The sequence below is a fragment of the Urbifossiella limnaea genome, from assembly GCF_007747215.1.
Classification (GTDB): Bacteria; Planctomycetota; Planctomycetia; order Gemmatales; family Gemmataceae; genus Urbifossiella; species Urbifossiella limnaea.
The window spans coordinates 4,504,981-4,516,697 of sequence record NZ_CP036273.1 but is presented as its reverse complement, the minus strand read 5'-3'; the positions used below and the strand labels follow the sequence as shown (position 1 = coordinate 4,516,697).

Here is an 11,717-nt window from a genome sequence, read left to right as displayed (position 1 = left end):
ACGGTTGGTCCGGTCAACTACAACTACGCGGGCACCATCCCGCTTCGTCAGCCGATCTCGGCCGCCACCCGCGTCGCCAGGGTGAGGTTCCGCTCGGCGTACACCTGGGTCACGTCCGCCCGCTCGTGGCCGAGGGCGACCTGGGCCGCCTCCAACCCGAAGCGGTGGCGGACCGCGGTCCCGTGGGCGTGCCGGAGCTGGTTCGGGTGCCAGTGCGGCACCGCATCGAAGTTCCCCGCCCCGGCCAGCCGCTCCCGCCGCCGGTTCGCCCGCTCGACCGCGCGGGCGACCGCGTGCCCGTAGCTGCTGACCGTGTACCGGTCCGCCGGCTCTCGCTTCGGAGTCGCCACCCTCACGGCTGTGTTCCGCGCCATGTGCGAGGCGTACCGCGGGGTCTTGCGGCCGGCCGACCGCGCCGCGCGGAACTCCGCGACCGTCCGCCGCGGGTCGAAGTAGTGCGCCGTCGGCTCGGCCGGCGTCAGGGCCTCCAGGACCGCCCGCGCCCGCGGCCCGATGGCCACGGCGCGGGCCTTGCCCCGGTGCCGGGTCTTGAACTGCCGGGGGCGGAACACCCACACGTCCGTGGCCGTGTCGATGTCGCACGGCCGGAGCTGGCACACCTCGCCCGGCCGCATCCCGGTCAACAACTGCACCTCGACCATCCCCCGCACCACCTGCCCCAGGAACGGCAGCGTCGCCCGGACGGCCTCGTCGTCCACGGGGAGGACGGGGTCGGGCTCCCGCGCGTCCGTCCGTCCCGCCTGGAGCCCGGACACGGTCTTGAGCGCCTGGTGGACGGCGACCGGGACGAGTTCGTTCTCGACGGCCCACCGGAACGCCCGGCGGACGCGGCCGACCCGCTGGTTGACGAGCTTCCGGTTCCACCCCGTGTCGATCATCTTCTGCCGGACCGCCTTCAGCGCGAGCGGGCCGAACTCCCGGGCCGGGGTGTGGCCGTACAACTCGCGGACGAGGCGGAACGTCTGGCGGAACTGGGGGAGCTCGTTCGTCGGGGTGCCGTCCGCCCGGCGGTAGTGGCGGTCGGCGTAGGCCCAGAACCCGAGGAGCAACTCGTTGACGCTCACCTGGTGACGGCCCGGCGTGAGGGGCGTGGGGTCCGCGGGCGTCGGGTGGACGGCCAGTTCGGCGACGACGCGGGCGTACTCGGCCCGGCTCTCGGGCGAGTCGTAGACGCCGAGGTAAACGTCGCGGCCGTTGATGCGGACGCGGGCCTGACCGGTCGGTTTGTGGAGGAGGTACGAGGGGACGGTCTGCTTGCCACGGGCCATGTGTCGCGGCTCCGGAAGGGAATCGTGGTAGTACTACCACGAAACCAAGGGCTTCCGGCCGCGCCCGGGACCGTCCCGGGGTAAGCGTAAGTGCTTCAGCCGAGGTGCTTTACCGACAGTGGGCAGTCCCAGGGTTGAACTGGGGACCTAGCGATTTTCAGCCGCTTGCTCTACTCACCAGCGATCAATCTCCGCCAGTTCGAACTCTGACACCAACTGTTTTCGCATCCCGGTGGGTACATGACCATGTATCTGGAGGAAAACGTGATGTCTTTCTGCTTCAGTTGTCTTTCTGCAACACTGTGCAGCAGTAGCACTTATGCCCGATTCTGTACGTGGTTGTCTCATGGCTAAAAAAGACCGGAGGTGTGGGGCCGCCTGTTGGCGGCCCCACACCACAACATGGTTGAGAAAGTGCGAATTGCGCGTTACTCGCGGGTCATGCGTCCGCAGCCTTGGCGAGGCGCAGAGCCGTGCGGATCAGTGGTTCGCACTTCTCGAAGTGGGCGCAGAGTTCCGTTAGGGACTTCCCCGCACGCCGCAGCAGGGCCACTTCACGGTAGTTCTGTTCCGGCCATCGTGCTCTCGGTTGCTTCCTCGGCAAGTCCCCGAGCGACCCGTCGAAAGCGGCAGCGAACTTGAGCGCCTTGCGTACCGTCGGCACGGTTTTCTTGAAGTGACTCGCGAGCCGTTCGTGGGTCCATCCCTCCTTTCTCAGGGTTGCCACCTCGGCCGCGTGGCGTTCGGACCAACACTTGGTACCCTCCAGGGTGACGGGTTCGGACCAGAAGAAGCCGTCGCGCAGGCCGTCGAAGCGGCCCGGGTCCAGTGACGTGTCTCCGTCTCCTGCCGCGTCCTGGGAGGACGCAGACAACGAAGGGACGCGAAGTCGCCCGCGGCGCCGCGGGTTCACTGCCGGGAACGCGCTACAAGTTTCCGGGGGCGCCGGAGCGGCAGCGGAGCGAGTGAGCAGTTCGGTCGCCCCGGCGAACAGCCCGAGCCACGTGCCGCGCAGTTCGACGCGGCCGTCGCGGTGGCAGGTGATGCGGTCGATGTGATTCGCCAACTCCAGGTTCGTCAGTGTCGGGTTGTGCGTCCCCAACACGTCGTGAAGCGTCCGGAGTTGGGCGAGCACGGTTTCGGGGCCCACGGCCGCCTGCAAGCTCGACTCGACGAGAGCCGCGGTTTCCGAGTCGCGATACAGTTCTTCCAGGCGAAGCTTGCCCGAGGCGTAGCGAGCCTCGAGGTCGGATCGAACGATTCCCGGTAAGGCCGGGTTTCCGAGCGACTGACCCCAACCCGCGAGGTTCTTTTCGATCTGCTCTCTTTCCTTTCGTACCTCGGCGGTCCGGTCCGGCTCCAGCAGCCGGTAGTGGTCGAGCTCGCGGCGAACCTCGGCCATTAGCTCGGGCAACCAGTCGGGGACCTCGCCGGCCCGGTCCGGAGGCGGGAACAGGCGAGCCCGGAGTCGTTCGACGACCGCACGGCGGAGCGGGACTTCGGGAACGTGATACGCGTTGTCGCAGGACCCGTCGTAGTGCCGGGGGCAAGTGTAGTAGGTGTAGGTCTTACCCGCCTTGCTCTTGCGCCCGGACAACACCGGCCGCATGCTGGCCCGGCAGCCGCCGCAGCGGACCAGCCCCGTGAGGGGGTACTTGAGGGTCAAGCCGCGGACCTGCGGCGCGATGCGCTTGACGTCTTCGCCACACTCCATCGTCCGTGCCCGCGCACTCGCCGCGGCTTGCCGGCGCGCGTTCCGGACCGTCATGAACCGATCGAAAATCTCTCGTTCGATCAAGGGCGGGCAGAAGTCGTCAATGACCTTGGGACCGTCCGGGTTCCGCTCGACCACGCGTACGTCGCTGACGATGCCGGTGCGATTCACGCCCCACTTCAGGACCCCGATCGAGATCGGGTTGCGGAGGCGATAACCCATCGTGAACGGGCTGACCGGCTTGAACTCCGCGGGAATACCAGGGGAGGCGTTCCACCATCGGGCCAGAAGGAGGTCGCCCTCGCCCGTGTCCACCGCGCGGTGGTACGCGAGCCGCAGGGCGTCGGCCTGGGGCGGGTCGATCTCGAGGACGGAGTACACCTCGGGCGGGTCGGCCGAGTCGTCCACGATCGACTTGAGCCGGTACCCGAACGGGGGCGGCCCGCCCGGCCAGCGCTTGAGCGAGGCCGCGAACTTCTTGCCGCGGAGTACGTTGTGCCGCGAGATTCGCGTGTGTTCAGTCGATCGCATCTGCTCGACCATGCCGACGGCGGCGCCGACGACGCCCGTCGGGTCGCAGAAGTCGTTGTCGGCGGCGACGACCATGACGCCGTGTTCGACCAGGAGCTTGCGGCGGATCTCGGCGATCTCCCCGGCGCGCCCCAGCCGCTCCATGGTGTCCACGGCGATCAGGTCCACCCTCACGAGACCGAGTTCGATCTCCTGCAACATCGTCTGAAGCCCGCGCCGGCGGCGGATGAGTCGCCCGGTAATGGCGTCATCCCGGTAGGTCTTCACGAGCACCCAGGGGTAACGGCTCCGGGTGCGAACGTCCTCGATCGTCTCGAACTGTTGCTCGGGTGACTTGGGGTTCTGCGACTTCCCCGACATGCGGCCGTACCGGACGTACCGGTACGGCTGAGTCGGGTCGTACTTGCGATCGAGCATCGTGGGCCTCCTGTTAGATCGCCTCCACGCCCGAGGCATGAAGACGCCCGGCGATCGCCCGCGCGACCAGCCGGACCAGTCGCCGGCGGAGCCGCAGCCGGACCGCGTACTCAAGCGCGGCACGGTCGGCTCCGACCACTTGGGCGGGGAACTCGTCGCGACCGTCCGCGATTCGGTCGGCCCAGCGGGCCACGTGCTCGGCGGTCAGACGCGGCAGCGTCGAGTCGGAGCAATCTCCTCCGCTCGCCACGCTCCCATTACCAGGGTCCGGGTTACGGCGGGACATGCGGCCTCCGTTCGGGGGCACGCGGTCACGCCACGTGCATGAAGAGTAACGATGAGGACTCACGCCGCGATCACACGGGGCGGTGAGCGGCGTGAGAATTCAGGGGCGGTGGGTTCGTCAAGGGAACTGGCGACGCGAGTGGGGATCGGAAACGTCTACGAGGTGCACGAGTCGGGGCGGCAAATCCAGGCGGTAGGACCGCGGTTCGGGGCCGGGTACGATGGCCTTCCTCAACTCGGGTGGGAGGAGCTTTTTCAGCCGTCCGAGGAGCGTCGCCATGGCCGACTCGGAGACGTCATCTTCGTAGACGTCCAGTTCGACGACGTGCGTGTGAAACCGCGCCTTGCGAGCCAGCAGGAGGAGCAACTTCCAAGGCATCGGGTGTCGGTGCCACGCGACGGTCAGCGGCTTTCCCGACCAGAACGCCTGCGGCAAAGCTTCGGCGACGACAAGCCCTCCGCTGGCGACAGCTTCGTCCAAGGCCGACTGGCCCGGCGGCTCCTCGGCATACATGCGTCGCAGGTCGGCCAGCGCCGCGGCCACGCGGTCGGTGACTTCCAACTTCCGGGCGTGGGACACATTGTGCCGGAAGACGTGTCCTCCCAGGGCCGATTCCGCCGACGCGTCACCCAGCCATTCGACGTGCGGATCGGGATGGTAGGCCACGTACGCCTGGACCAGGGTGACGCACGAATCCCGGTAGGCCCCCTCCGGTTCCGGCCAGCAGGACGCGTATAAGGCGCGGACGCGGGCCTCAAGCTGGGCGAGAGTTGAGGGGATGAGGGCGGTTGCTTTCGGAGCCCGGGGGCCCAACGGGCGCGACGCGGCCAGGATCGCGTGTCCGGCGCCTCGTAATTCCTCTACGAGAAGCGTCACTCTTCGCTCGAGACATCGCGTGATGAAGTCGCCGACCCGGTGGAGTTCCGGGTTGAGCGAGGCCACCAGTTCCCCGCTCGAGACGGTCTGGAGGCCCTCCGCCAGCAGCCACCGGGGGCTGGGCCGCCAGTAATCCTCCGGGTTGACCAGGTCGGCCCAAAAGCGCCGGGCGACGCCTTCCACCTGGGCCTCCATGACGGGGAGCGGGTGAATCCGCTCTGTCTGCCGCAAAAGCGGATGAGTCCCGTCTCCACCGACGAGGCTCGTTTGACTCGTCACCACCGGCTCCGGAAGAACGCCGTGCTCCAGGGCGCGCCGGACGCGGGTGGATCGGAGTGCTGTCTGAACCGTTTTCGCACACCCCACCAGGCTCTCGTCGACCGCTTCGAGGGCCGCGCGCGCGGGAGACCCCGAACCCGGGCGAAGGGCTCGCAGCGGCCAGGCCGCGAGGTCCTGGAACCGCGTACGACGCACGTACTCGGCCACGAGCGGGGCCACGGCATCCCTCAGCCACACCTCCAGCCTCCGAACCGGCACCTCGGCCCACCCGGCGTCCGGGGCAGGGACAATCTGTCGGTAGCTTCGCTCGGCCCACTCGATTCGGTCCATCGCGCGACTCATTCGGACGTGGTTCCGTTACCCCCGAAGTCTCACACGCCGAGGCCGCAGGTGTGAGTGCGGCGTGAGGCCCACCGGTTACCCTGCCGTCATTCGCTCGCAAGTCAAGGCGAGGTCAGGCAGGACGGCCATGGATTCGGCAGGCTCCCACGAGCGGGTCGGCGACACGACGCCGTCCGGTCAGCACTCCTGGACGGACCGCTACGGTGAGAAGCACCGCTGGGAGCGGTTGGACTCCTTCCCCCCGGGTTTGAGCCCCCCGCGGAAGGTCCGGATCTACCGCCGGGGGACCCACCACATCCTGAACTGGTGGGACCCGGCGGCCCGGAAGAACCTCTCCGAACGCGTCGAGGGCGACTTGCTGGCGGTCCTCGTGCGGGCCCGGCAGGTCGACGATCGCGTTACGGGTCTGCGGTCCGGGGGGGTGCCGAAGCCGCGTCGCCTCGGCCACGACGAACTCGTCGCGCGCTACCTCGACGACCTTCGCCGCCGCGCCGACGCCGGCGTAGTCGATCCGGCCACGGTGGCCCGGTACCGCGCCGCCCTCGGTCACTACCGTGCCTTCTGCGAGCAAACCACGATCGACAGAGTCTACCCGAGTCCGGCGCTGGTCAATCGCGACTTCCAGCTTTCTTTCACGGCGTTTCTGGCGAACCGCGAGGTCGGCGGGAACGGTCGGGCGGGCGCCGCGGGGAGGCCGCTGCGGAGCCACCGGTACGTGCTCGACGTCGTTCGCGGCGTCTACGAATGGGCGCTCGACCCGGCCCGCGGCGGCCTTCTGCCCGAGGGGTTTCGCTCTCCGTTCCTCAAGGGGGGTGCGAGGACACCACCCCCCCACGGCGACCCGCTCGCCGAACCGGACATTACCAGCCCCATGGCCGTGGAGTTCATCAACGCGTGCGATCACCATCAACTTCGACTCTTCGTGCCGCTGCTGCTCTTCGGCCTCCGCGCCGCCGAGCCCTGCACGCTCTTCGCCGAACACCTTACGGCGGACTGGCTGAAGGTCCCTTGCATTCCCGAACTCGACGTGCTCACGAAGGGGCGGCGCGACAAGCGCTTCCCGCTGCTCGCCGACCTCGGGCCGTTCTGGGCCGACCTCCGCGGCGGGCGCGGTCACGGCCTGCTCCTCGAACGACGTCGCGTCGTGCACGGGGTGGTCGACGCTCCCCTGTACCGTGCTCCGCTTCCGGAACTAATCGCCGAGTACCGCCGGAGGTGCGAGAAGTTGAACGAGCAGTCGGCGGCCGAGCGAGCCCGGACTCGGGACCGGCTTCTCCGTGACGCCGGCGGTATCGGATACGACGACGTGCGGGGCGAGTTTGCCGGTCTCGCGACACGCCTCGGGTGGCCCCGGGCGGCCACCGTGAAGGACCTGCGGCACCTCTTCGCCACGACGATGAATAACGCGGCCGTGCCCGAGTCCTACACGCGGTATCTCATGGGCCACGCCCCGGGCCGGGGTGTCGCATTAAACTCATACTTGCATTTAAATAATCTCGCCGGGCACTACACCGAAGCCGTTCGGAAGGAGTGGGGCGGTCTCGTGGAGGCTGTACTCGGCAGGGTGAAGCAAGTCGCTCCGCTCTCCAGCCAGACCGGTGAACCCTCCACCGGAGTGTGACCCGCCCCGTTCTGCGGCGATGCGTCCAGGGGTACGAAAGCGGGCGACACCCGACGGGGCGTCCCTCCCGCGGGTCGGGGAGCGGGTCGGGCGTGGGCGGGGGACTTCGAGGGCAGGCCGCACGCGGACGGGCGGAGGGTCCGGGTACCCGGGACGTCACGGGCGGTTCGGGAGCCCGTTTCCGCCATGGTGGTTCCTCGGGGTTGTGCCGACGGCCCTCGGACCCGTGACGTGGGAGCCGCGGGGCGGAAGGCGGTAGTCAGGCCGAGGTCGAGGGGCAGAAGGTGGTTCGGGTGGTCGCACGGGCTGAGGCGCTCGCCCGCGGGCGAACACGTTGACCGGCCGACGCCGTCGTCACACGTCCGACACGAATCCCGCCCGCTCGCCGCACGCGGTCAGCCCGCCAGGCCGAACCGGCGGGCGGCGCGCCCCAGCCAGGTGCCGGCCTGAACGGCGACGGCCGTGGCGCCGGCGCTGGCGGCGCCGGCGGCCGCGGCGACGGTCTGGGGCACGACCAGGCAGGCCACTCCGACCGCCAGCCCGACGCCGCCGCTGACCCACAGCATGCGCCTCCAGGGGAGCGCCTCCCCGGCGGCCTGGCCGAGCGCCGCCACGGCGTCGCCGGCCGCCCGGTACCGCGACGCCACCGCCCCCGTCGCCCGGGCGGCCGCGCCGGTCACGGCGTCGCGGGCGGCGGCGAGTTTCGCCTTCAGCCGGCCCCACGGGCCGGGCGTCTTCGGCCCGGGCTCGGGGGCGGGCGCCGCGGCGACCGGGGAGGGCGCCGCCGGGGCGAGCAGGGCGCGGAGTTCGGGGTCGGTGAAGATCTGGATGATCGCGTCCTTGACGGCCGCCCGGGCGCCCTCGCGGCACGCGTCGGTGACGGCCCCGGGCAGGCCCTCGGCGATCACGTCGAGGATCGCGTCGAGCCGGTCGAGCTGTTCGCACAGTTGCTTGCGCTGGGGTCTGCCGTTGGTGGCGGTCGTGGTCGCGGACATGGTTCGTTCCTCCTGTTGTTGCGTTTAGGGGGTCTCGGGTCGTCGTAATGTGTTCAGTGCAGCGGGGCGCCAGTCCCGATCCCCGATCACGCAACACTCGGCTGACCCGCGGCGAGCGCCGGGCGGGTATACGGGCGGTGTCGCGGGTTCGGGGAGCGGGTCTGGCGAGACTGGTCAGAACGGGCGGTGGCGGGCGAGGGCGGCCTCGGCGGTAAGGACGTCGGTCGCGGCGGCGAGGACGGCCAGCGCCGCGCGGACGCCGGGCCCGCCCGCCCGCCCCAGGGCCGTCGCGAGCACCCCGAACCCGACGGCCGCGACGCCCGTTCCCCCGCGCCCCAGCCACCACCGCCCCACGCTCAAGCCGAGCGCGACGGCCGCGGCCGGCGCCACCGGCGCCGGCCCGGGTGCGTCACGTTCGTCGCCGGCGTAGTGGGCAGGGACCTGCGAGGGATCGTCGCCGGAATCGTCCCACATGGCGGGAGCCGGGTCCCACGGGTTCGGCTCGCGGTCGGACCCGTCCCCCCACCAGCCGCCCCGGAGCGGCGCCGGAGTCGAGGCGCGCGGCGGTGCGCTGAGGCGGTCGACGAGCGCGACGAGCAGGACGTCGCGGACGGCGATGCCCACGGCGCCGGCTAGCTCGGTCGCCAGAGTCGCGCGGACCTTCACCTTCAGGTCCGTGAGTGCGTCGGACAGTCGGCGGGCCCGGGCCGAGACGACGGCGGTCATCGTGGTTCCTCCGTGCCCTGGCGAAGGCGCTTGAGGCTGCCCGGCACGACCCACAGCGCCTTCTTCTGCCTTCTCGACCGGTGCGGCACCCACACCTGTCGGCTCGCCTTCGCGGCCGCTCCGGCGGGGGTGTCGCGCCGGGCCCCGGCGATCCCCGAGGGGTCCGTCGGGTCGCCGCGCGCCGGTGCGCGGCCGTCGGTCTCGGGCGTCATGGTCGTTCTCCGTTCGGGAAGAATGGGATCGGCACGAGCGAGTCGTTGACTACCGCGGTTCGGTGGGGTCGATCACCGGGAGCGGTGTGCGGTGCGTCCCGGGCGCCGGGTGCCAGCACCGGCCGCACCCGTCGCACGTCGCCCGGCGCGGGCGGGGCACGCCGTCCTCGGCGGGACAGACCGGCGGGCCGCCGGGCGCGACGGGGCGCCGCCGGAGCGCGCGGGCCCGGAACACCAGGTCGACGCCGGCGGGCGCCACGTCGCCGGCTGCGGCCGAGAGCCAGGCCAGGCGCACGCCGGCCGGGACGTCCGCCGGCACGCCGGTGTCTCGGTCACACGAGTACCACACGACGAAGTTCGGCAGCGCGGCGAGCCGGTTGACGACCGCCTTGATCGCCGGGACGCGCCAGCCGCGGGTGTAGCCGAAGAAGGTGACGCCGGGCGCGCGCCGCGCGACCGCCAGCCACTTCCTCGCGTACCGCGGCGAGTAGAAGTCGCCGCCGGTGTGGACCCGGACGACGCGGATCCGGTGGGCGACCAGGAACGCGACGAGCCGGCGGACGAACCCGCGGCGGCGTGACGCCCGCAGGTTGCGCCGGTATTTGGCCGCGGCGGCCGGGCGGTACCGCTCGACGGCCGCGGCGTAGCAGCAGCCCGAGCAGGTCGGCGACATGCCGGGGCAGACTGCGGGCGTGCCCGAGGGGAGCGCGAACCCCCAGATGCGCCGGCCGCCCAGCTTGAGGTTGCCGGGTGTGAGCATCACAACCTTCCGGGAACGGTCGTGGCGCCCGCCGGCCGGTCGGCCGGCGGGCGCCGCGATTCGGGGAATGAAAACCGTGGGGCAGGGGCGCCACCGCCGCGACTCACCCGCCGGCCAGCGCGCGGCGGACGAGGCCGAGGGCGTCGTCGAGGAACGGGCGGCCGAGCATCCACCTCAGGTATCCGGGGTCGCGGGCGGCGACCTCCCCGAGCCGCCGCCCGCCGTACTTCCCGAACGCGAACACGACGTGCCCGGCCGCGTCGCGCCGGAACCGGCCGGCGACGTCCACCTCGACCAGCGAAGCGTGCAGGCCGGCCGGGGTGGGCGGCAGCGCGTGCCGCCCCACCTGCCGGTCGAGCACCTCGGCGGTGGCCCGCACGTCGGCGGCCGCCGAGTGCGCGCCGGCGTGGTCGCGGCCGAGGTACTCGCGGACGGCGCCGGAAAGGTCCCGCGGGTGACACCGCCGGTACAGCGCCAGCACGTCGATCACCCGCCGCCCGGCCACCCGGAACGGGACCCCGGCGCGGGCGAACTCGGCGGCCAGCAGCGGCAGGTCGAACGTGCCGATCCCGAACCCGGCCAAGTCCGACCCGTGCAGGGCCGCGAACAGCTCGGGCGCGACCGCGGCGAACGGCGGGGCGCCAGCCACCGCCGCGTCGGTGATGCCGTGCACCGCGGTCGCCGCGGGCGGGATCGGCCCGCCCGGATCGACGCGGCGGTGGAAAAGCTCTTGCCCGCCGCCCGGCAGGAGGGTCAGGACGGCCACCTCGACGACCCGGTCGGCCGCCGGGTCGACGCCGGTCGTTTCGACGTCGAGGACCGCCAGGGGGCGGTCGAGAACCAGGTGGGACAGCGGTACAGACATGGGCCCTCCGGGTCGGTCACCTCCCGACGTCCGCCGAAGCCGGTCCGGGTGGGGCGGCGTCGGGACGGACCGGTGTCAGAAACCCGCGTGGAAGTCGACCCACGAGTCGGCGAGCTCGCGCCGCAGTTGCGACACGCGGCCGGCGCTGAGCCCGGTCGCGCCGGCGGCCTCGCCGGTGCCGTGGCCCCGCGCCAGCAGCTCGGCGACGGTTCGCTTGACGGCCGGCAGGGTGGCGAGCCAGGCGGGGAAGTCGAGGTTGAACGCCGCCTGGTCGGCAACCCGGCCCCGCCGGTCCGGGGCCGCGTCCCGCCACCACCCGCCGCCGGGCGCCGGGCCCTCGAGGCGGTGGACCGCGGCCCGGCCCTTGCGGTACCCGGCCGTGACGTCCCGGGCGGAGAGCCGGCGGACCACGCTCCGCCCGTTGGCCACCGCCCGCGCGACGAAGTGCGCGAACACCGCGGGGAACGCGGCCGGGTGTTTCCCGCGCGCCGTGAGCCGCAGGAACGAGGCGAAGCCGTAGGCCACGGTGTCGGCAACCGCCTCCTCGCGGTCGCTCCAGTTGAGGTGTCGGAACCGGACGCGGGCGTGCGTCCGGAGCCGGGGCAGGAGGGACAGGAAGGCGGCGTGTGCGTGCGTGGGCGCGTGTTCGGTCATCGGAGTGGTCTCCGGAACGGGTAGAAGACCGCCCCCGACGGGGCGGTCTTGCGGGGACGCAAAACCACCCCGGCCGCGGGGAGAGCACGGGCAGCCAGGTGGTGACCGGGAGGGGACCGTCGAGACGGGCGCCGGCCCCGGACCGGCGGA

General features: G+C 71.6%; 11 protein-coding genes. 1 reads left to right on the top strand and 10 read right to left on the bottom strand.

What is annotated here, in order from left to right; translation table 11 throughout:
- Positions 1 to 47 precede the first annotated feature (47 nt).
- The 4 genes from ETAA1_RS18570 to ETAA1_RS18550 form a co-directional block, all read right to left on the bottom strand.
- Complete coding sequence (locus ETAA1_RS18570; protein WP_145241062.1) at positions 48 to 1,289, bottom strand: tyrosine-type recombinase/integrase; 1,242 nt, start codon at positions 1,287 to 1,289, stop codon at positions 48 to 50.
- A 439-nt stretch (positions 1,290 to 1,728) separates the two neighbouring features.
- Positions 1,729 to 3,951, bottom strand: a complete 2,223-nt coding sequence (locus tag ETAA1_RS18560; RefSeq protein ID WP_202920226.1) for a recombinase zinc beta ribbon domain-containing protein — start codon at positions 3,949 to 3,951, stop codon at positions 1,729 to 1,731.
- 13 nt (positions 3,952 to 3,964) lie between these two features.
- Complete coding sequence (locus ETAA1_RS18555) at positions 3,965 to 4,237, bottom strand: hypothetical protein (RefSeq protein WP_145241058.1); 273 nt, start codon at positions 4,235 to 4,237, stop codon at positions 3,965 to 3,967.
- Positions 4,238 to 4,354: 117 nt separating this feature from the next.
- Positions 4,355 to 5,722: a hypothetical protein gene (locus ETAA1_RS18550; protein ID WP_145241056.1), complete on the bottom strand. Its 1,368-nt coding sequence runs from the start codon at positions 5,720 to 5,722 to the stop codon at positions 4,355 to 4,357.
- 139 nt (positions 5,723 to 5,861) lie between these two features.
- Between ETAA1_RS18550 and ETAA1_RS18545 the strand changes: the two genes are divergently transcribed.
- On the top strand, positions 5,862 to 7,355 hold the full coding sequence (locus ETAA1_RS18545; RefSeq protein WP_145241054.1) for a site-specific integrase: 1,494 nt from the start codon (positions 5,862 to 5,864) through the stop codon (positions 7,353 to 7,355).
- Positions 7,356 to 7,750: 395 nt separating this feature from the next.
- On the opposite strand, the gene ETAA1_RS18540 is transcribed toward ETAA1_RS18545, so the two are convergent.
- The 6 genes from ETAA1_RS18540 to ETAA1_RS18515 all read right to left on the bottom strand — a co-directional run bounded on the left by ETAA1_RS18540 (position 7,751) and on the right by ETAA1_RS18515 (position 11,567).
- Entirely contained in the window at positions 7,751 to 8,350 is a 600-nt protein-coding gene (locus tag ETAA1_RS18540; RefSeq protein WP_145241052.1) for a hypothetical protein, read from the bottom strand.
- A gap of 174 nt (positions 8,351 to 8,524) precedes the next feature.
- Positions 8,525 to 9,076 carry a hypothetical protein gene (locus ETAA1_RS18535; protein WP_145241050.1) on the bottom strand — a complete coding sequence of 184 codons (552 nt, stop codon included), beginning with the start codon at positions 9,074 to 9,076 and terminating at the stop codon, positions 8,525 to 8,527.
- On the bottom strand, positions 9,073 to 9,288 hold the full coding sequence (locus ETAA1_RS18530) for a hypothetical protein (RefSeq protein ID WP_145241048.1): 216 nt from the start codon (positions 9,286 to 9,288) through the stop codon (positions 9,073 to 9,075). The genes ETAA1_RS18535 and ETAA1_RS18530 overlap by 4 nt, the downstream gene beginning before the upstream one ends.
- 49 nt (positions 9,289 to 9,337) lie before the next feature.
- Positions 9,338 to 10,048, bottom strand: a complete 711-nt coding sequence (locus tag ETAA1_RS18525; protein ID WP_145241046.1) for a GP88 family protein — start codon at positions 10,046 to 10,048, stop codon at positions 9,338 to 9,340.
- 103 nt (positions 10,049 to 10,151) lie between these two features.
- Positions 10,152 to 10,913, bottom strand: a complete 762-nt coding sequence (locus tag ETAA1_RS18520; RefSeq protein ID WP_145241044.1) for a 3'-5' exonuclease — start codon at positions 10,911 to 10,913, stop codon at positions 10,152 to 10,154.
- A 75-nt stretch (positions 10,914 to 10,988) separates the two neighbouring features.
- Positions 10,989 to 11,567, bottom strand: a complete 579-nt coding sequence (locus ETAA1_RS18515) for a hypothetical protein (RefSeq protein WP_145241042.1) — start codon at positions 11,565 to 11,567, stop codon at positions 10,989 to 10,991.
- Between the last annotated feature and the right edge of the window lie 150 nt (positions 11,568 to 11,717).